The sequence below is a fragment of the Hymenobacter crusticola genome, assembly GCF_002154225.1.
GTDB classification, from domain to species: Bacteria; Bacteroidota; Bacteroidia; order Cytophagales; family Hymenobacteraceae; genus Hymenobacter; species Hymenobacter crusticola.
Window position 1 is genome coordinate 1 of record NZ_MTSE01000016.1, and the last position, 21825, is coordinate 21825.

General features: G+C 56.6%; 13 protein-coding genes. 2 read left to right on the forward strand and 11 right to left on the reverse strand.

The annotated features are described in order from the left end of the window. The 9 genes from BXP70_RS21545 to BXP70_RS21590 form a co-directional block, all read right to left on the reverse strand. Positions 1–589, reverse strand: a 589-nt coding sequence (locus BXP70_RS21545) for an L-fucose dehydrogenase (RefSeq protein ID WP_143436616.1), incomplete at its 3' end; no start/stop codon positions are given. Positions 590–594: 5 nt separating this feature from the next. After that, positions 595–1428, reverse strand: coding sequence for an amidohydrolase family protein (locus BXP70_RS21550; protein ID WP_086596200.1), 834 nt, complete (start codon positions 1426–1428; stop codon positions 595–597). 40 nt (positions 1429–1468) lie between these two features. After that, positions 1469–2323: a fumarylacetoacetate hydrolase family protein gene (locus tag BXP70_RS21555; protein WP_086596201.1), complete on the reverse strand. Its 855-nt coding sequence runs from the start codon at positions 2321–2323 to the stop codon at positions 1469–1471. A 165-nt stretch (positions 2324–2488) separates the two neighbouring features. After that, the gene (locus BXP70_RS21560; protein WP_086596202.1) at positions 2489–3253 is read right to left on the reverse strand and encodes an SDR family NAD(P)-dependent oxidoreductase; all 765 of its coding nucleotides are present in this window, start codon (positions 3251–3253) and stop codon (positions 2489–2491) included. Between the two features lie 689 nt (positions 3254–3942). Further along, positions 3943–5976 carry a pectate lyase gene (gene pelA / locus BXP70_RS30600; protein WP_245849709.1) on the reverse strand — a complete coding sequence of 678 codons (2034 nt, stop codon included), beginning with the start codon at positions 5974–5976 and terminating at the stop codon, positions 3943–3945. 114 nt (positions 5977–6090) lie between these two features. Continuing rightward, positions 6091–8070 (reverse strand): alpha/beta hydrolase family protein, encoded by a 1980-nt coding sequence (locus tag BXP70_RS21575; protein WP_086596203.1) that lies wholly within the window; start codon positions 8068–8070, stop codon positions 6091–6093. 115 nt (positions 8071–8185) lie between these two features. Further along, positions 8186–9616: a glycoside hydrolase family 28 protein gene (locus BXP70_RS21580; RefSeq protein WP_086596204.1), complete on the reverse strand. Its 1431-nt coding sequence runs from the start codon at positions 9614–9616 to the stop codon at positions 8186–8188. Positions 9617–9778: 162 nt separating this feature from the next. Then, on the reverse strand, positions 9779–11584 hold the full coding sequence (locus BXP70_RS21585; RefSeq protein WP_245849710.1) for a RagB/SusD family nutrient uptake outer membrane protein: 1806 nt from the start codon (positions 11582–11584) through the stop codon (positions 9779–9781). Beyond that, complete coding sequence (locus BXP70_RS21590; protein ID WP_086596205.1) at positions 11584–14823, reverse strand: SusC/RagA family TonB-linked outer membrane protein; 3240 nt, start codon at positions 14821–14823, stop codon at positions 11584–11586. Before BXP70_RS21590 ends, BXP70_RS21585 begins: the two co-directional genes overlap by 1 nt. A 561-nt stretch (positions 14824–15384) precedes the next feature. Between BXP70_RS21590 and BXP70_RS21595 the strand changes: the two genes are divergently transcribed. After that, complete coding sequence (locus tag BXP70_RS21595) at positions 15385–16248, forward strand: DNA/RNA non-specific endonuclease (RefSeq protein ID WP_086596206.1); 864 nt, start codon at positions 15385–15387, stop codon at positions 16246–16248. 132 nt (positions 16249–16380) lie between these two features. On the opposite strand, the gene BXP70_RS21600 is transcribed toward BXP70_RS21595, so the two are convergent. Next, the gene (locus tag BXP70_RS21600) at positions 16381–16665 is read right to left on the reverse strand and encodes a hypothetical protein (protein WP_143436617.1); all 285 of its coding nucleotides are present in this window, start codon (positions 16663–16665) and stop codon (positions 16381–16383) included. A gap of 663 nt (positions 16666–17328) precedes the next feature. Between BXP70_RS21600 and BXP70_RS21605 the strand changes: the two genes are divergently transcribed. Beyond that, a complete protein-coding gene (locus BXP70_RS21605; RefSeq protein ID WP_143436618.1) occupies positions 17329–19896 on the forward strand; it encodes a right-handed parallel beta-helix repeat-containing protein in 2568 nt (855 codons plus the stop codon). 56 nt (positions 19897–19952) lie between these two features. On the opposite strand, the gene BXP70_RS21610 is transcribed toward BXP70_RS21605, so the two are convergent. Next, a complete protein-coding gene (locus BXP70_RS21610; RefSeq protein ID WP_086596209.1) occupies positions 19953–21704 on the reverse strand; it encodes an FG-GAP-like repeat-containing protein in 1752 nt (583 codons plus the stop codon). Between the last annotated feature and the right edge of the window lie 121 nt (positions 21705–21825).

Genomic DNA, 21825 nt, shown 5'->3' on the forward strand with positions numbered 1-21825 from the left:
TCCAGGTTTCGTAGGCGGGCGTCCAGCACTCAGCCACCACAATGGCATTCACGCGGATGCCGTACTTGAGCAATTCTACGGCCCACTCGCGGGTGAGGGCATTGCGGCCACCATTGGCAGCGGCATAAGCGGAGGTGTTGCCCTGGCCGGTTTCGGCCGTTTTGGAGGTGATGTTGAGAATGGCGCCTTTCGACTTCTTCAGCTCGGGCAGGGCGTAGTGGGCCATCAGATAATAATGCACCACGTTCTTGTGCAGGCTCGCCATAAACGCTTCGTAGCTGCCGCTTTCCAGGCCCACGCCGTCATTCACGCCGGCGTTGTTCACGAGGCCATCGATGCGGCCAAACTGCGCTACGACGGCTGCTACGGCCTGGGCGCAGGCTGCCGGGTCGGCTAGCTCAGCAGCCACTTGCCAGGCCTTGCCGCCCGCAGCCTCAATGGCCGCCACGGCCTGCTGGTTGTCTTGCTCCTTGCGCCCGACGATGACCGGAATAGCTCCTTCGCGGGCCAGCACTTGGCTGATGCCTTCTCCGATGCCCTTCGCCCCGCCCGTGACGATAATTACTTTATCACGCAGTTGTAAATCCATTCTTCTTACAGCTTATAAAATGTAGTGGCGTTGCCGCCCCAAAACAGCGCTTGCTCCGTCGCGGAGAAGCTAGCTAGGTAATCGTGCGCCACGCCTAGCATCCGGTCGTAGCCACCAGCCACTTCGCACACGGGCCAGTCGGAGCCGAACATCACCCGGTTGGCGCCGAAAGCCTCGAAGACGACATCCAGGTACGGGCGAAAATCGGCGGGCTGCCAGTGCTGCCAATCGGCCTCCGTTACCATGCCCGATACTTTGCAGAGCACGTTTTTGTGGGCGGCTAGGGCCCGAATGTCCTGCTCCCAGCCTTCTAGCTTCTGGTCTTTGATGTAAGGCTTAGCTAGGTGGTCGAGCACGAAGGGTTGATCGGGGAAACTAGCAACCAGCTCGGCGGCAAAGCGCAGTTGGTCGGGAAAGATGAGGATATCGTAGGTGAAGCCAAATTCCCGCAGCGCCCCGATGCCGCGCTTGAACTCGGGCGTGAGCATGAGGGCCCGGTCGGTTTCGCCCTGCAACACGTGGCGGAAGCCCTTCAGCTTGTCAAACTGCTGATAGTGCGCCAACCGCTCCGTGATGTTCGCAGCGCGCAGATCAACCCACCCGACAACACCCTTGATGAAGTCGTGGGCCGCTGCATTGCGCAACTGAAATTCGTTTTCCGCCTCCGTCTGATCTGACTGCACCACCACCGAGCCCGCAAAGCCGTGGCGCTGCAAAAGCGGCGCTAGGTCCGGCGGCAAACAGTCGCGGCGAATCACGGCCATGTCGTCCGTAATCCAACTGTCGCGCACGGGGTCGAACTGCCAGAAGTGCTGGTGGGAATCGATTTTGGTAGTCATAGCGAGAAGGTAGCGCGAAGCCTGAGCTTCGCGCTACAGATTATTTGGCGTACGCTTTCAACTCCTGGCGCGAGGTGCCCAGGCCGTCGATACCTAGCTCTACCACGTCACCGGGCTTCAGGTACACGGGCGGGTTGAAACCCAGGCCCACGCCAGCGGGCGTGCCGGTCGAGATGATGTCGCCGGGCAGCAAAGTCATAAACTGGCTGATGTAGGAAATCAGGAAGGGAATCTTGAAAATGAGGTTGGCCGTGGTGCCATCCTGCATCATCTTACCGTTCACCGAGAGCCACAGGCGCAGGTTGTCTACGTCGCCTAGCTCGTCGGGAGTGGCCAGGAACGGGCCCACGGGCGCGAAGGTGTCGCAGCCTTTGCCCTTGTCCCAGGTGCCGCTGCGCTCCAGCTGAAACTCCCGCTCCGACACGTCGTTGTGCAGGGCGTAGCCGGCAATATACTCGTGGGCGTCAGCCTCTTCCACGTAGGAAGCCTTCTTGCCAATTACCACGACCAGCTCCACTTCCCAGTCAGTTTTGGTGGAGTTTTTGGGAATAATGATAGCATCGTTGGGGCCCACCAGCGCGGTAGTTGACTTGAAGAACAGCACCGGCTCGGCGGGCGGCGTAGCGCCGGTTTCTTTGGCGTGGTCGGCGTAGTTGAGGCCCACGCACACGATTTTGGACGGGCGCGCAATGGGCGAACCAAGCCGCTCGCCGTCGGCAACGGTTGTCAGCTTGCCTTCGTTGGCAGCCACAAACTCAGCTAGGCGACCTAGGCCGTTATTGGTAAAAAACGCTTCCGTATAATCCTCGCCAAAAGCACTTACGTCGTATGGCTGGTCGTTCAGAATGACACCGGGTTTTTCCTGGCCGGGCTGGCCGAAGCGAATTAGTTTCATGGTTTGGGTTTAGTACTGGGTACCTTTTTATCAGGAAGTCATTTCGACCAGCGGGAGAAATCTTGCGTGCAATGGTAAACCCTTTCCGGTAGAGTTACTACGGCACGCAAGATTTCTCCCGCTGGTCGAAATAACGTTTGCCTTTTACGACAGGCACCAAATGAATTAATTATTCAGCCTGATGAAGCCGCCGTCGATGGGGTAGTCGCAGCCGGTGATGAAGCTCGCCTCGTCGGAGCACAGGAAAAGGGCTAGGGTGGCTACTTCCTCCGGCGTGCCCATGCGGCCGATGGGCTGGCTTTTCGAGAGTTTGTCGAAGATTTCTTCTTCGCGGCCGGGGTAGTTTTTGGCGATGAAGCCATCGACAAAGGGCGTGTGCACGCGGGCCGGCGACATGCTGTTGCACCGAATCTTGTCGGCGAGGTAGTCGCGGGCAACGGAGAGCGTCATGGCGAAAATGGCGCCCTTGCTCATGGAATACGCAAACCGGTCGGTGATGCCCACATGCGAAGCAATGGAAGCTAGGTTGACGATGGCGCCACCGCCTTGGGCTTTCAGGCGCGGCACGGCGGCAAACAAGCAGTTGTAGGCGCCCTTCACGTTCACGCTGTATACGCGCTCAAAATCGGCTTCGCTGGTGTTTTCTACGTTGCCCACGTGCGCGATACCGGCGTTGTTGACAAGGATATCGAGCTTACCAATTTGCTCAAACACTTGGAGCACTTGCTGCTGATCGGCTACGTTGGCTTGGTGCACCTGCGCTTGGCCGCCCGCCTGCTGAATCTCGCTCAGCACGTGCGCCGCCGCCTCGGCATTCAATTCTACGATGTGCACCGTGGCGCCCTGGCGAGCAAACAACAGCGAGATGGCCCGCCCGATACCACTACCCCCGCCCGTAATAACGGCGGTCTTTCCTTGTAAACTGAACATGAAGACGAACGACTAAAATGTACGTTTTGACCAGCAGGCACCACACAGCGCCCACTGGCCGACAAGTTACGGGTGCTAAGTAACTTCTCCGGCCTAGGCTAAGTCTTCTGTACTGTCATGATTTTGCAGCGCGGACTTTGTAGCCTGAGCGTTGCGGAATAACGCTCCTGCCGGTCCGACGCCCTAGTCGTCCGACCGGTTGTCGGCTGCGGACGCCGGTGAAAAGCTAGGCGTACTTAGGCCGTCCTAACGGATCGTTCTCACGCCTGCCGGTCGGACGACTAGGGCGTCGGACCGGCAGGTGTGCATTGTTTAGCAGAGCTATACAAAAATTGATTTTATCGGCCTCCAAGCGTCCAATGGGACACCAAAGTCTTCCAGCGCTATTTCTTGACAGTCTAGAATGGAGTTTTGTAGATCATCCCACACAGTACTACCCCGGAACACATATAAGTAAGCTCCTACATCTGGCTTGTCTTCTTCTATCAAGAAATTAGCGCCATCATGCCTAGCTTTTAGTCTCTTGTACCCTCTCATCTTCTCTTAGCATTACCGATCATTTCTCCTACTTCGCGCATCCATTATTCGACTTGCCCTAGGTTGCCGCACTCGCTTCATCGTTCAACGATACGCGAAGCAGGAGCTTCGCGCTACAGTCGTTCTGCGCGGCGCGGACTACAAAGTCCGCGCTACTTCTCCCACTTCTGCCGCCACGCCGGGTATTCTTTCGCGAGCAGCGTTTCCGGCCAAGTGCCTGCGTAGCCGTAGCCGGTGCGGCGCTCGTACTCGATTTCGGCCAGTGAGTTTTTCTTCTCGCTGTTGCGGCCCACGTAAATTGGCTTATTCGTTTCGAGGTCGTAGAAACGCGCCCAGATGGTAGAGCTGGCATTTGGCTCAATTACTCGGTCGAAGCCTTTCGGCTGCTTCGGGTCTTTGATGGTTTTGATGGTGTAGCCCGGTATTTTCACCTCTTGCAGCCACGCTACGGCGCTGTCGATGGCCCGCTTTACTTCCGGCGACGGGTTGTCGATTTGCATCAAAAACTCCACGATGCCCACCGTTTCACTGCCGCTGAGCGAAGGCAGCTCGAAGTTGCGGGCTTTGGCGGGCTGCAAGGTTTTCTCGTCGTATTGCGCGCACCAGGCCGTGAGTTTGCCGTGCTGCACGTACTGCGTTTTCAGAATGCAGTCGATGCCGCGCTCCACGGCCTGTTGGGCTTTTAAGCGCAGGTTCTGATCAACGCTGGCGTAGTCACCCTTACGTTCGGTGATGGTGCGCAGCAGCCGCAGCACCCGAATCATGGCGTCGTCGTTGTAGGTAATTTGGTGATGATAGCCCGTCAGATCAGGGTAGAACTGCGGAAAGCCACCATTGGGATACTGCATCTTCAGTAAGTAGCTGATGCCTTTTTCGGCCGCCTTGCGGTACGCTGGGTTGCTCGTGGTGGTGAAGGCGTGCAGTAGGTAGGTAATTTCGTGGGTTGTGGCGTTGTTGTCGATGGTAGCATCATTGCGGCCACCATCATCGGTGAGGGTGGCTTTCTGCACAGCGCTCAGCGGCTGATTGTAGTCGATTTTGTGCTCGCCAATGGCCTTAGGCCAGCCGCCGTCGAGGCGTTGATAGTACAGCATACGTTCAGCGGTGCTGTCCTTGGCTACCGGACCAGGTGCGGGTAGCTTCGGCGCTTTCGGGTCCACGTTCCAGCGGCCCCCAAAGGTCCAGTTAGCAGTGATTTGCGCGGGCGTGGGCGCGTTGCTGGCGGAAGCTAGGTTGTCGCGCAGCCAAGCGTAGTCGCCGCCCTGGCGGTGGCAGTTGTAATAGTACACGCGCCGTCCCCACATCGGCGCCGAGTCGCCCGAGGGTGCGGGGTAAATGTCGGCGTCGGCCATGTTCTGGTCGAAGCGGCAGCTCAGCAAGTAAAACTGCGAATCGTGGTGGTAGCGACCTAGCTTCCAGCCTTTGTCGCCGGTGAAGGTGCAGTTCTTCAGCACCGTTTTGGCGTCTTTGTTCATGGAGCCATCGTGCCAGATGGCCGCATTCAGGTTGTGGCAGATAAAGCGGCAGTTCTCGGCGTAGGCCCAGCCGCGCGGGCAGTAAAAATCCACGGAACCTTCCAGGGTGCAGTCGGCGAAGTAATACAGCCCATCTTCCTTGTCCCAGGGGCTTACCGTGTCGTTGCCGAGCGTGCGAAACGTGCAGTGTCGCACCACCAAGCGCGTGGTGTTGGCGCCCGTGTACAAGGCCATTTGGTGGTCGGCGCTATTGATGGTGATCTTCCCGCCCGGACTAGTTGGGCAAGCGAGGGTCTCACCATTCGGGTGGTCGGCGCCATAGCTATTCACAACGGTTAGTTGCTCCAACGTCATGCCGGGGCTGTCGCGCAGGTTTAGGGTAGCTACATCCCAGCGGCCCGCAGTTGCCGCGTCGCAACGGAAATAGGCATTGGCCTGCGAAATCGTGATGATTACGCCTTTCTCGCTTTGCCCGCGCAACACCAAGCCCGGCTTGCCATCAATCGTTACCTTCTCGCGGTAGGTGCCGTTTTTGATGAGCACCACCGGCAGCGACGCCGCACCTTTCGGCAAGCTGTTTATGGCTTCCTGGATCGTGCGAAAGTCGCCAGAGCCATTTTGCGCTACCACGATCTGGCGCTTCGCGGCCTGCGCGTGGACGCTACATACTGCTCCGAAAAGCAGCGATAGTAGAAGTAAATACCTAGGCATAGTTCTTAATCGTCTCCTTGAATAAAACCTCATTCCGAGTACTGTCAGCACGCGAGATTTCTCGCGCAGCGCGGAATGAGGTTCCCATGATTCGTTTTTCTTCCTGTTACCTTCCTAATCTACAAACCGGATTCGGCCGTCGGCTTTGTCCATCAGATCTTTCAGGTCATAATATTTCAGAACGCCGTAGAGCACGTTCGTGTAGGCGTCATTTTGCATCGGCTCCTGCACCAGCTGCACAAACGATTTGCAAGACCTTGCCACTTCCGTGGCTTTGATTCGGTCGTCGAGGTAGGCGGCATGGATGGCCGTGGGGCCGTAGAGGCCGTTGGCGACCAGCTTGATTGGGTGCCCTTGTAAGCTAGGTTCGCTACTCATAAAATCGACTACCGATCGTACATCCACCACGCGCTGCCCTATGATGGGCTGGCCCGTGTGCAGGCTGAGCATGGCATTGCGGTATTCCTTCGACCAATACTTCAGGTCGTTCAGCTCCGCCGGGTCGGTGGTTTCGCCAAAGCCGCGTAAGTCGGCGAGCACCAGAATGTCGCCACGGTTCATATAGTTGCCAACCGTTGCATCGTCGTTCAAGATAGCTTCCTTGCCCGCCGCATTCAGGTACAGCACCACGGTAGCCGCAGCCGTTACTTTTTCCGGCGTCAACACGACGCATGGTACCGGCATTTGCCCGGCGCGCAGTAGTTGGTATTTGTTTAGCGTGTAGGTGCGTGCTGCCGTCGTGCCAGTGGCTTCCACTCTGATCTTTTCCTGGGGCATTTCTATGCCGAGCAGTGCCAGCACCTGCTTGGTCACGGCTGCTTTATCCTGCTTTATGAACGCGGCGCGCTGCGGCGCATAGTCCTTAGCTAGGCTCTCGTTGTACTGCATCACGCTCACCGCATCTGGGAAGGCCGTCGCAACTTGACCAGTATTGGTGCAGAGCAGTTCTTTTTCGGGAATGGCAGCAATAGAGCCTTCTGTAACGGGCGTGGCGTCATTGGCCAGCCACGTCCGAAAAAAGGTGGCCGCAGCTTCGCGCTTGGGCTGCGGCATGCCGTGTCCACTTTCAGCGGTGAAAAGATTTACTTTTTTGTACTCGCCGAAAGCAGCATATACTTTTTTTAGCTCCTCGTAGGACTGCGTAGCGCCCCAGTAATCGACGAAGTCATACAGCCCCGACATAATCAACAAGGGCTTTGGGGCAAATAGAGTAAGAAAATCCGAGATTTCCAGGTGCTCGCGGCCTTCGTAAGGAATATGCTGACAGCCATCAGAAGGGCCGCTCATTTCTAGCACCCGTTCGCGCCGCGACACGTAGCTGCACACCGTCGCTGCTTTTATGCGGTCATCGAGCGCAATCAGGTACGTGGTTTGGGTGCCGCCGCCCGAGCTGCCAATGCAGCCAATCTTGTTTTTATCGAGGTCGGCGCGCGTTTCTAGGTAGTCGATGGCGCGGGTGTTGTCCCAGTATTCGTAAGCGGCCACGCTAGTCCCGACGAGGTTGGCGCCAGCGTTCAAGAGTGTGTGCTCCGTGGTAGACCCACGCGTGAGGGTGCTGCCTTTGGCGTCAATCAACTGCAGCCGCTCGCCCTGCGCGACGGGGTCGACGGCGAAGCAGGCAATGCCATGGAGCGCGAACAAGGCAGCCACTCGTTGGTCCGACACCTTGCCGTTCATGCCGTGCCCCGAAAGCGACAACGTCACCGGAAACGGCCCTTTTCCTTCCGGCAAATACAAGTTACCCGTTACGTATCGATGCGGCGCGCTCTCAAAAATAATACGCTCCACACGAAAGCCTTTCTGCTGCGAAGTGCCCGTTACCCGCGCATTGAGGCTAGCTTTTTTGGGCAGGTCACCGAGGATGCTTCGGTAGCGCGCCCGCCGACTTTCCTGGTAGCGCAGTATAGCCTTTTTGGAAGCCGTGGCTTCGGCTATTTCGGTTAGGCGGGTGGCGTACTGCTGATGCACAGCGCGCATCAAATAAGAGTTATAAGCGAGGTTGTTTTTCCACGGAAGAGCCGACGCGTTTGTTTGGGCTTGTGCTGCTGTCAGCGAACAGGCGAAGAGCACTAAGGATAGAAGCTGGTAGCGCATCAGGAAAGCATGTAGCGCAGACGTTATCGTCTGTGCGGGAGCAGGATGAGTTAATGACCAAGCAAAGACAAGCAGCTAGCTTCGCGCTACGCGGACACCAATGGCCGCGCTGCACCTAGCCTAGCTTGTAGGGCTGCGCAGGCGTGGGCACGGGGTCTGGCAGCTTGGGCGACTCGATGGTGGTGGCGCCTTCCAGACCACTGCCTGTCACATTGCTGAGGCCGAGCAATGGCCCGGTAAAGCCCGTCACGTTGATGTCGCGCAGCTTGGCTTTCTTGACGTTGGCCAGGAAGATGCCCTTCGCGCAGGTGCCCGTCACGTTCACCAACGAAAAGCCTTCTAGGGGCTTGCTGGGGTGCACCGAGGTGCCATCCACGAGCATCGGCACGTCTTTCACGCGAATGTTGGAGAACTGCCAATTCTTGATGGTTGGAATGCCTTCGTCACCGGGCACGGGGTTCTGGTCCTGAATGCCGCTGCCCAGCATGTTGAAGCGCAGGAAACCCGCCACGGTACCGGTCACGTCAATATCATCGACGATAATATCCTCGATAAAAGCCCCACGACCAGGCCGGGTTTTGATGTAAATAGCGTGGGTTTGAGCGAAAGTAAACTTGCAGTGCTCGATGCGCACGTTGCGAATGCCGCCCGATGTTTCGCTGCCAATCCCGATGCAGGCGAATATAGAATCGGCAAAAGTGCAGTTGCTGATGTGCACGTCTTCGGTGGTATGCAGCAGCGAGTAGCCTTCCATACCGCGCCCCGATTTCAGCGAGATACAATCGTCGCCGGTGTTGATGTCGCAGCCCTCGATGCGCACGTGCTTGCAGGAATCGATGTCGATACCGTCACCATTGCCGCCGGTGCTGCGAATGGTGAGGTTTTTAATGGTGATGTTCTGGCAATACGTGGGGTGCAGGCACCACATGCGGAAGTAATCGGTTGAGAAATCCTCGAAGCGCAGGTTGTTGCAGCCAATAGGCTCAATGAGGGCCGGGTGGCGCAAGGGATTTTCGGCCGTGGGCCTGCCCCCTAGGTCGTGGTGGCCCATGATTTTACCAGGACCAACTACGCCAATGTTGTTGGCTTCTACGGCGTAAATCAGCCCCACGTGGCCCGAAATCCACTTACCTTCCCAGCGCACCTGCATCACCGGATAATCGGCGAAATCAGGCGTCCCGAGCAACACCGCGTCCTTTTCAAACCGCAGCAAGGTGTTCGATTTCAGTGCAATGGCACCCGTCAGGTAATTGCCAGCGGGCACTACCACCTCACCTCCGCCCAGCACCCAGCACCGATCCAGCGCCTGCTGAATGGCCACGGTGTCTTTGGTGGTGCCGTTGCCAGTGGCGCCAAAGTCGCGCACGTTCAGCGTGACGCTGGGCTTACCTAAGTTACTACTTGGGGTGGTTTTGTTATCGCCGACCGACGCCTTTGCTGCTGAGCCAGCTGTGCTGCAACCAAGCAGCGAGGATGCTAGAGGTGCCGCCAGCAGGCCCTGCCCCGCTCTTTTCAAAAAATATCGACGCGTATTGTCTTTTGCCATTTTGTGCAGTTTGCGAACCTAGGTAAGAATAGAAAAACGTCATGCTGAGCTTATCGAAGCATCTCTCCGGCCAAAGTAATCTACTTACGATTGCACGCGAGATGCTTCGCGGGGCTCAGCATGACGTTTTACTTGGTAGTAGCCCTGCTTCCAGACCAGCGCTTAATAGCCTGCGTTCTGCTTCACATTCGGGTCGGTATCGATGGTGCCCTGCGGATAGGGAAACAACTCCTTGCCCGCGTTCGGCTTGTACTCCGAAGCTAGGTTGGCAATGAGGGCATCCGTCATGGCGGAGCGCCAGCCGATGGCCGTTGTGCCAGCAGGTGCGGTGGCCGGGGCCGGCCGGAAGAAGGAGCGGGCAAATTGTACGGTGCCGTTCGTCGTCACGCGGTAGTACTCGGTGAGGGGCACATTGGCGTAGCGGCCGGTGCCATTCTTCAGAGCGGTCAGATTAGTTTTAGCTTCTGCCAGCTTGGTGCTGAGCAGGTTCCAGCGAATCAGGTCGTACTTGCGGATGCCTTCGCCTCCTAGCTCTAGAAAACGCTCGTTGGCAATGAGGTCAAACATGGCGGCTTTGCTCGACGGCAGTGTAAGCCGCGCGCCGGCGGCGCTGGCAGAGCCGTAGCCACGGTTGCGCACTTCCTGCACGGCAGCCAACGCGGCGGCCGTAGGGCCATTTAGCTCATTATCAGCCTCAGCAAACATCAGCAGCACATCCGCGAAGCGGATCAGGGGCCAGTTGTAGCCTAGGTAGTTACCGGTGCCGGCCAACGCGGGCGTGCGCCAGTGGCGGCGAAACTTGCCATCGGTAGCGGCAGTGAGGGCCACGGCTTTCTGCTGGTTGTTGCTTTCTATGGTGTACAGCGTCACGGTGATATCACGGCGCAGGTCAGTCGAGTCGAAGGCGTAGAAGTAAGTGGGCAGCGCGCCGATGGAGCCAGTAGAGCTGCCAAAGGTGGTGGAGGCGTTTTGGCGCGGTCCGTTGTAATAGCCTAGCTTGCTGTCGGATGCAGCACTAGAAGCTCCCTCAGCCACCTCAAAGATGATTTCGCGGGCCGGATCAAACTGCAACTGGTTGACGCTGCGCCACAAGTTCTCGAAGCTCGGATTGAGCGTGTGCTCGCCCCGTTTGGCCATCAGCTCCAGGCACTCCTGACGAGCAATTTTGTAGTACTCCAAGTAGTCGGGCTGGCGCTTCATTTCCAAACCGTACAGTGAATAGCCTCCGCGGTACAACGCTAGGCGAGCTCGCAAGGCTTTCACCGCGCCCTTCGTGATACGCTCGTTGGTGGTGCCAGCGGCCGTACGCCACGGTACCAGCTTTTCGGCCTGTAGCAAATCAGCGATGAGCCGATCGTACGTGGCGTTGCGGTCGGCGTTGGCTAGCTTCACATCGGGCGCATCAATCGCCGGTACAAATGGCGCGGGCACGTCGCCCCAGTTGCGGATGGCCTCGAACAGGTATTGTGCCCGCAGGGTTAGCACTTCGCCGTACAAGCGGTGCAGCGCCGCCGTATCGGCCGCCGAGCCGCTGGTGTAAGCGGCCATTTGAGGAATGTACTTGATGCAGATGTTCGCCCGCTCAATGCCTTGGTACAGGTTATTGAAGGGATTTGTGATTTCATTGTTTACCGGCAGGGCAGCGTAGCGCGCAATACCTAGGTTGCCGGCGTTGAAGGCCTGCCCCGGAATTGCCTGCATCTCGTCGGAGTCGTAGGGGTAGTACAGGTTCACGCGGGTGCCATAGCCCGTGTCGCCCGAGAGCATATCGTAGGCCCCAATAACGGTGCTGGTAGCACCGGCCACGTCCAAGAAGGCAACATCGGTATTGGAATAGGCTACCGGATCTATGTCGAGGTAATCTTTGCAGCCCGTGGTGCCTAGCAGGCCAGCCAGCACGGCCGAGACCGCAAGAGTCGAACGGAATAAAGGAAATTTCATCTTCTGACGCTGAGTGGTGTGAGACATTATAGAGAAAGGTTTACCCCGAGTAGCAGCACGCGGCTGCGGGGGTAGCCGGCGAAGTCCATGCCCGGCGTGAGCGGCGAGTTGCGGCGGGTGTTCACCTCTGGGTCGTAGCCCGAATACTTGGTGAAGGTGTACAGGTTATTGGCCGTCACGTAGAAGCGCAACTGCGTGAGCTTGATGCGCTGGATCAGCGTTTTGGGCAGCGAATAACCTAGGGTAATGTTGTTCAAACGCAGGAAGGAGCCGTCTTCAATGGCCCAGGAATGAACAAAGAGTTGGCGCGTAGGCTGCCAGATTTGGGCATTCTGATTTACCTGCCGCGACACTTCCGGGCTGGTGATCAGGGCTCCGCTCGCGTCCACGGTGCGGTAGCGGTCCTTCATTACCCCGAGCAGGTTGGTGAAGGGCGAGCCCGCCGTGGTAAACTCAAGCTTGTTGGCGTTGTAGATATCGTTGCCGAGCACAAAATTAACGAAGATGCTGGCGTCGAAGCCTTTGTAGGTAAACTGCTGGTTCAGGCCGCCCGTTAGCTTGGGGTTGGCATTGCCAATCACCGTGCGGTCGAGGTCGTTTACTACCCCGTTGCCGTCTAGGTCCTTGAGCTTCACAATGCCCGGAGCCACGGTTTGTCCCTGCACGGCTACGTCGCTGGCAACGTTCGATTTCAGGGTCCAGGTTTTGGTGGTAGCATTGTAGCCTTCGAAGTCATCCACGGTGTAGAAGCCTTTGCGGCCGTTGTCGAAGTCGGTCACGTAGCCGTACATCAGGCCGACTGGGTCGCCCACGCGGGCTAGGTAGTCGGTGGCAATGGCGGTGCTGGCCCAGCCCGAGGCAATACCGGGAATGCTGGTAATAGGACCTAGGCTTTCGATACGGCCGCGGTTTAGCGACGTGTTAGCAGTAGCCGACCACGTAAAGTTGCCGGTTTGCATGACCGTACCGCTGAGTTGCAATTCGATGCCGCGGTTGGAAGTCGAACCGATGTTTTGCAGCTGGCTAGTATAGCCGGCCACGGGCGGAATTGGCACGCTCACGAGCAGGTCGCGGGTGGTGTTTTTGTACACGTCGGCGGTGAACTGCACACGGTTGTTAAACAAGCTCACGTCCAAGCCGACGTTGCGCGACACCGTTGTTTCCCACTTCAAGTTTGTGTTCGGCAGGCCGGTTGCGGTTGTACCAAGCACGACCGTTTCGTTCAGCGCGTACTGGCCGCCGCCCACCTGGAACAGCTGATTGTATAAGAAGTCGTTGATGCGGTTGTTGCCGGCTAGGCCGTAGCTGAGGCGCAGCTTCAAATCCGAAATCTGCGTCACGGACTTCATGAATTCTTCGCGCGACAGACGCCAAGCCACCGACGCAGCGGGAAAATACCCAACGCGTTGCCCAGCCCGAAACTTCGAAGAGCCATCGGCGCGCAATGTTGCCGTTACCAAGTACTTATCGTCGAAAGCATAATTCAGGCGCGTGAAGCCCGAGAGCAAGCGCGAGTCCACGGGGCGACCCGACGAAGGATTGGGCTGCACCGAGGTCGTAGAAGGCAATACGCCCTGGTTGATGTTGGCAATGGCCCGCTCCGCCGTAATATTCAGCGGCAGGAAGTTTACCTGAATATTTTGCGTGGTATTGACCTGCGTATAAATCTCTTGGCCTAGCAGCGCGTCCAACGAGTGTTTGTTCTTCTTGAAGCTGTAAGTCAGCACGTTCGACTGGTTGATAGTAGTCGCCTGCCCCGAGGCAATAGCCGCGTAGGGTTGCGTATTGAAGCCGCCGCCCGGCTGACGAATTGCGGGCGAGTAGCGACCCGCAAATGTTTCCACCATGGAGTTCGTCAAATCGAAACCCACCGTCGAGCGGAACACTAGGTCCTTGGTGAAGTTGAAGGCAATGTTACCCCCTAGGTTGAGGTTGCGCCGCTTATCGCGCCGGTAGTCATTCTGGATAGCCACTACGGGGTTGATCAGGGACGCCGTAGTTGAAAACGCTTCGTCGAACACGTTCGGGTCCAAGGCGCCGGGCAAGTCCACCGCCAGCGGCAGGTAGATCACGGCGTTGCGCAGGCGCGAAGTGGTACTGGAACCCGTGGTAGAGGTACCTAGGCCATTCTGCACTTGGTCGTTGAAGCGCACATTCAGGCCGAAGCTGAACTTATCGCTCACTTTGTTGTCGAGGCGTAGGTTCACCAGGTTGCGCGTGTAGTCAGAACCTAGCTGAATACCTTGCTCTCCGTTGCGAGTCAGGCTCAGCGAATACGTCATGTTCTTGGCGCCCCCAGCAATCGACAGGTTATGCGTTTGCTGGAAAGCATCCCGGCCGAACACTTTATCCTGCCAGTCCAGAAAAGGCAGATTACGGGCACGTTGCACAGTATCACCCGCGAAGTTGGAGCTACCAAAAAACGTTTTGAAGGTCGGCAGCGTGTTTGTCGACAAGGCGCGCTCGTATTGATAATCCACGAAGTCGGCGGGCTGCATTAGGTCAAGCTTGCGGCTCAGTTGGCGCACGCCAGCAAAGCCGTTGTACGTGATAATCGTGCGGCCTTCCTTGCCGCTTTTCGTGGTAATGATCACGACCCCATTGGCACCCCGCGCCCCGTAGATGGCCGTAGCGGCGGCATCCTTGAGTACGTCGACGGAGGCAATATCCTGGGGTGAAATCACATTCAGAGCGTTTTCAACCTGCACCCCATCAACCACATAGAGCGGTGAGTTATCTTGGGTAATGGAGCCCCCACCGCGCACCCGAATTTGTACATTTTGGTTGCCAGGAGTTCCTTCGGCCGAGGTTACCTGCACGCCTGCTAGGCGGCCCGTCAGTGCTTCGGCCGCCGAGTTTACCGGCACGTCCTTGATTTGTTGCGCACTAACGGAAGAAACCGACCCTGTTACGTCGCGACGGTTCACTTGCTGATAACCAATCACAACTACTTCTTCCAGGGCCTTGGTGTCTGGGCTGAGCTGCACGGTGATGCTGCTCCGGTTGCCAACGGCCACATCCTTGGCGGTGTAGCCTACATAGCTTACGCGCAGCGTCACATCATCACCTGCTGGTACGCTGATGCCAAATTTGCCTTCTCCGTCCGTGGTAGCGCCAATCGTAGTTCCCTTCACCACTACGGTTACGCCGGGCAACGTTTCCCCTTTTTCCGTCGACGTTACCGTGCCCTCAATGCGCCGTTGCTGCGCCGTGGCAGCTAGCACGATGCTCAGCAACAGCCAAACTAACAGTACATACTTTTTCATTCAAATTGGAATTATAGGTGAGAAATAGAGCAGATGAGGGGACGTAGTAGGATGCTTTTTCCAGAGCGTGATGTGCCTGCCAGGAGTTACTGAAGCTAGCACGACTTGGTAGCTATGCAATGGTTTCCGGTGGCTTGTTGCAGTCAACTCTCATTAGGACGCTTAATTTTAGCGGACTAACTGATAGTAAGAGCTATAAATTTAAACTAATATTTATGCAAACGTTGCCGGTAACGTTCTCAAAAGTGATTAAAGAAACCGGCTTCTTATTCTAATGCGCTACTGGTTGGCTCGTCGGCTCTGCCCTCACCAGTTAATTTGGCCCCTAACCTAGGTTGTATGCCCCCGATCGGTTCGCGTAGCTTGCGTGAGATGAGTAGCGCGTTGCTCCTTATCGAATGCGCTGCGAAGGCATCGATTGGCGTAAGGGAAATGCGTACCACCCGAGCAAAAGCGAGATAGTAGACTTTTCCAAAGCATAACTGTAACCAAACCCTGGTCGATGGGACAATGCTTACCAGAGGAAGTCGCATCTTTGCCCGCGCCTAACCCTGCCTTTCTATGAAGCACACTTTCTTTCGACTTGTCACTTCGGTTGCCTTGAGTGCATTTGCGGCGGCGTGCTCGCATGACGAAGCTGTTGCGCCAACCCCTGTTGCTACCCCAACGCGCGACGACAACCTAGCCATGGGCAACCCGAGCGGGGCCACAGCTAACCCAGCCAACTACTCGAACTACTTGCTAACGAAGGCGCAGTACACCATGAGCTACCACCGCGACCAAGGCAAACCAAACTGGGTGAGTTGGCACCTGAGCAGCGCATGGCTCGGCAACACCGCACGGCAAGATAACTTTGGAACCGACAATACGCTGCCATCTGGGTGGTATCGGGTGAGTAGCTCTAGCTACAGTGGATCGGGTTTCGACCGAGGCCACAATTGCCCTTCCGCCGACCGCACAAGCTCGGTGGCCGACAACTCGGCTACTTTTCTGATGAGCAACATGATGCCGCAAGCGCCTACCAGTAACCAACAGACCTGGGCAGGCTTAGAAAACTACTGCCGTACGCTCGTAGCCGCCGGCAACGAGCTTTACATTATCTGCGGCAGCTACGGCAAAGGAGGAAACGGCGCCAATGGCCCGGCCACCACGATTGACGAGGGCCACGTAACGGTGCCGGCTTATTGCTGGAAGGTAATCGTGCTAGTGCCAGTGGGCACCAACGACGCAAGCCGCGTCACGCCCACGACTCGCGTTATTGCTATTAATACGCCGAATACGAATAGTATCAATCCTTCTTGGGAGATCTACCGCACGACGGTCGATGCCATTGAGAAGGCGACGGGTTATGATTTACTCTCGGAAGTCCCCGCCTCCATTCAGAGCGTTATCGAAGCTAAGGTAGATACCGGTCCGACAAACTAATCTACTTCTTTTGGAGCAGGTGAACCACTCTGCTTCTTTGCTAGGTCAAAGCCCTAGCTAGCTTTCGTTTGAGCTGAAAATACGACTACAAAACTCGGTTTGTAGCACCGGGAGCATTATATTGGCGGCGCTTTAGGCGTTGGCCTTCGCCAATACTGCCACTTCTCTTATATCCTGCCCTAATGGGTTACGCACCTGATGCAAGCATACGGTCGCCTCTTCCAGCAAGGCTTCCATATCTAGCCCAGAGTGCCGCTCGATAATACGGTGGCAACACTCTTGCAAGTGCACTTGCTGGGTTGGGGTGAGCTTCAGGGCAAAGTAGTATTGTTGGACCCATTGCGCGAGTAGGAGGCCGGCGTGACGCACGTCGTATTCCTGCAAACAAGTAGTTAGTTGAGTTTCTGTAACGGACATAACAGTAAGGTGTGGTCAGGAGCTTTTCAAAAACAGCGCCATATATTATAAAAATCATATTCTTTGATTTTAGAGCTAAAAACGCGTTGTAAACCACCTATTTATGTTCATTACTATTATGCACTACTCTATCAGAGAAACGCAACACTGTCGTAAAAATCCAATCTTACCGCCTAGTTCAATGCAGAGCTAGCCCGTGCTTCTCTGTAAGCAGCTCAAACGCCTTATACCGTGCCCCTAGACGGGATTCGCAGGCATACCATCTAGCTAAGCTCGTGCAACCTAACGGTTCTGGCAGCACCGGCTTTCGCGTATCTGAAATGCCCCGCTCACTGCGCGTGCGAGCTCTGCTTGTTTCCTCCGGGTATTCGATCTGCCGTGCTTTCCATAATGAATCCTATTTTCCTTCGCGTTTAGCGTCATGCCATGCGTCCGGTTTTCTTGTAGCCGATCATGCATAAATCTGCTTGCTACGCTCCTGATAACCACGTCAGTTACACCGCGAGCGTTACCGCAAGAGCGCGTGCGCAGCTTACCGGCTTGCTTATCTTTGTCACTCTTTCGTTATGTCTGCGCCAATAGGCAATGGTCGACAACCCTTTCCTGCTTAGCTTGCTAGTTCAATTTCTACCCTAGGTCTTGAAGACTTCAGACTACCGACGCATGACCGCTCCGCGCCCTACGCTACCCACTACCTCGCTACCACGAGTTACTCCCTCCGGCTCTGATCGGCTCGGCATGGGGGCTAGCTTGGTCACGGGCTTGGCCTCAACTACTTGCTCAGCAGCTCCTTCTGCTGAGTCCCAGGCTGCGGCCGCCAATACACCTGCTGTTACCGCCACTGAGGAGGCCGCCGCGGGTGACTGTTTTGTTTTCAATTGCACGCCTTCAGCCCGCCCAGGTGAGGCTATTAGCTTGCAGGGCAGCTTTGGCAGCACGGCAGAGGTATATCTGGCAAAGGGCAGCAGCACCAGTTTTCAGAAGCTAGCACCGATCCAAAGCTCCGATGGCCAAACCAAGGCACAGGGAGCCGGTAGCGTATTGGTGGAAGCGCCTGCGGGTGTTGGTCCCGAGCTGTACCAGTTGTACGTACAAGAAAACGGCCAGAAAAGTCCGCTCGCGTACGTAAACCGAGCGCGGGGTATATTCCTGGACTCGCCGGAGATTGTGCCGGGAGAGTATCTGCGCATCTTCGGGCAAAACTTACAGTTGGTGGCGGGCAAGGCGCGGGTACGGTTTGCACCGAAAGGCGGGGGCAAAAGCTTATCGGGCCAGATCAATACGGTGGGTAGCGACGAGCGCAAGCTGATCTGCCACACGCCGGCCGGCTTAGCGCACGGGGTCGAGTATGAGCTGTTCGTTAGCAATGGCCTAGGTGGCGACCATACCGAAACCAAGGTTGAGCAAACCGTGAAAACCCTTCCCGCGGGCGTCGACTATTTTCACCTAGGTGTTGGGTGGGCTCCAGGCAAGTACAAAACAAACGTGTACAACGCCAAAACCAACCCCGACAAGCCAGCCCTCGGCAACGGCCAAGCCAACGACCTCGACGCTATCAACGACTCCATCCAGAAGGTCTGGAAGATGGGCGGCGGCATTGTGCGGCTCCCCGCTGGCACCTACAAGCTGCGTTTCACCGGCTTTGGGCTCCGGCTGCACTCAGGGGTGGTGCTGATGGGTGACGGCAAAGACCACACGAAGATTTTGGTGGAGGGCAACGCCAGCACCGACCCCAAGCAACAGTCGTGGACGTTTCTGCTGGTCGATGGCCCGAGCACTGATGGGCCATGTCGGCGCGGCGGTATCTGCAACCTGACCTACGAAAACCGCAGCACCCCGCGCGACAATAACCCCTACTATAACTTGGTGGGCAAAGGCGTTGAATTTTTCCTAAAAGGCTGCCGGTTCACCCTGAACGAATCGCCGTGGCTGGAATTGGCTGACCATCAAAAGCTAGCTATTGTCAACAACGAGTTTACCCAAGGCATCAACTTCGCGGCGGGCATTCATGGTCCTTTGCGCCTCGATGGCGCTACGCATTGGGTAGTGCGCGGCAACACCGTCAACTATGCCGTCGACGGCATCAGTATCAACAGTGCCGACAGCGGCATTTTTGAGCAGAATACCATCTATCGGCTCGGGGGCATCAAGTACCCTACTGAGCGCGACGGCAAGCCGATTCAGGTGGTAAACCACGTGCTGGCGATGAATTTCACGCGGAATACGGCGGTGCTCAGCAACACCTTTAAGGTGAAAAACTGGCCTACCGTCAACATCAACGATGGCGAAACCATTATCAGCGAAGGCATCGGCTACCAACGACACGAGCAGGACACCGGCACTGCCACTGGCGGCGGCGCCACGACGCTGCAAGACACTACCAAAAACTGGAAAACAACGGGCCCACCTCACCAGGTAGTCGCCATTGTATACGGGCGCGGCGCGGGGCAATGCCGCACTATCCGGAGCCGCACGCCCACGGTGCTGACCGTCGACCGGGCTTGGGACCTAGCTCCTGACGCCACCAGCCGCTACAGTATTTTCAACTGGAGCGCGGAGAACTGGCTGGTGCAGGGCAATATCATGGAAGGCAACCGCCGTGGCATCACGCTGTACCAGGGCGCTATCCGCCAGGTAGCCATCGTTGCTAACAAGTTAACGAACAACGGTGCCATCGACTTCTCTCCTATTCAGCAGGGCGAAGAAAAGATGGAGTTCAACCCAGCCTGGAACAACGAAGTGATGCAGAACACCGTGGATGTAGCCAACGACCCCAGCAACGGCGGTTTTTTGGGAGTACACGCGGTGCTGCATGCCCTCGAAAAAACCTTCGGTATTGCCGTGCTCGACTTTGTGATGCGCCACAATACGCTCATTGCGCGCACACCCAACGTGCAAACGGTAGTGGATGCTAACTATCCCAACGGCCTGTTTGCCTACCACGAGTGGCACCCGGGGCCCAAAACCTTTATTGATGAAGGAATCCCGGCGGTGCTCGGCACCATCATCGAGGATAACACCATTCGGAACGCAGACAAGGATGTGTATCTCTCGGCGGGCTCTTACCAAACGCTCATTCGGATGCCCAGCAAAGCTAGCTCCGCCAAAGCGGCGGCAGGCGCCAGCCTGAACAGAGCCAGCGCCCCCGCCAAGCCCACCACCGACCTCGTGCACGACGATATTTTCACCAACGCCGTTGGTCACGGCTCGGTCCGCACGATTATTCTGTAACGACAAAGGGCCTGTTTGCTAAGCAAACAGACCCTTTGTTTATGGCTAATCAGCTGTTACTCCACCAATAAGCGGGAAGCTAGGTTGCCTTGGTTGGTAGTAAGCTGCACGGTGTAGAGGCCAGGAGTTAGGCCCGGCAACGCTATATCCAGCGTTGTTCCTTGCAGGTGCTGTGCTACAACCACTTGCCCAAGTGCATTCAGTACCTGCACTTGCGTGGCTTGACCGCTAAAGCCGGTAGGTAATTGCAGGCGTACGCTCGCGTGAGCCGGGTTGGGATATAAGCCTAGAGGCAGCACTTTCTGCGCCGCAGCGGAAGCTAGCACTTGGCTGTTCAGGCGTACGCTGATAGTGTTGCTATTTGATGCATTGCCACCCGTTACGATATCCAAGGTGCCATTACCATCTACATCGCCTAGGGCCACACTGCTCGGCGCAGTTACTACGCTTACCTCCTGATTGCCGCTGAAGCTGCCGCTGCCATTATTCAGCCGTATGCTGGCAGTGTTGGCGGTGCTGTTAGAAGTAACAATATCTAGGTCGCCATCGCCGTCTACGTCACCAAGAGCGACGCTGCTAGGGCGTGTACCGACGCTCACCTCTTGGTCGCCAGAGAAGATGCCACTGCCGTTGTTCAGCCGAACAGATACAACACTCCTGAGCGAGTTGGAACCCGGCACTACCAAGTCGAGGTCACCGTCGCCATCTATATCCCCTACGGCAGCATCAATGGGACCTGAAATTACAGATATCCGTTGCCCCAACGTGAAGAAGCCCAGCCCGTTGTTTAGGCATACGCTAGCACTGATATCGGCACCGTTGGCGGTAAGCAGATCGAGGTCGCCATCGCCATCAACGTCACCTACCACAATGCCGGCCGGGCTACTAGGCACGCTGAGGTCTTGGTTGCCACTGAATGTGCCTAGGCCATTATTGAAGCGTATACTCACGGTACCTGCCGTGATTGTATTCGCCGTAACTAGGTCTAAGTCACCATCTCCATCCACATCCGCCACGGCTACATCGGTAGCGCCTCTTCCTACCGGCACCTCATAGTTACCGCTGAACGTACCGGTTCCATTGTTCAGGCGTATGCTCACGGTGCTGCTATATTGGTTTGCCGTCAGCAAGTCAAGGTCGCCATCACTGTCTACATCCCCTAAGACGAGACCAAGGGGTAGATTGCCCACGCTCACTTCTTGGCTACCACTGAAGGTACCGGCGCCGTTGTTGAGCCTCACATTCACGGTACCATTAAAATTATAATTGGACGTCAGCAGATCCAGGTCGCCATCGCCGTCTACGTCGCCGAGCGTAGTTTCTGCTGGCGTCGGTCCCACGGCCGGGTCAGAGCCGGGGCTAAACACGCCCACACTGCGCGTAGTAGCCGTAGTAAACTGAAACACCTGCGATTTTTCCAGGGGTTGATCATTGTTACTGCGCACAGCGGTCGTGACGGTAGCCAACACCGTTTCACCCGCCTTGAAAGGAGTGGCTGGCGCAAACCGCAAGGTGTTGCTGCTGACGCTGGCCGTGCCTGCCTTCTTGCCCCCAGCTTGCTGGCTGAACACTTTCAGGGCCTGCTGGGTAGCCGTAGCATTACTAAGGGGCTGATTGAAACTAACCGCAACCGGCGTGGTACGCGGAGCCGCCACCGCATTGCGCGCCGGCGAAAATGCCGTGACTACCGGCACTTGGGCATGGGCGGCAGTGGTCAGCAAACCGAGTAAGAACCCGGTGCCTAAGAGGTGAGACGATACCTTCCGGACAGCCGAATGGCTTTTACCGAGTGTAGGAGTGAATTGCATACTAGGAGGGGTGAGGAGAAAAGCAAGTATAGGGCCTGTGTAGCACAGAAATCCTATAATATCTTGTAATGTTTTAATTTTTCTCTAACGTAATACTCCTCCCTAGGTTATAGCAAATTCA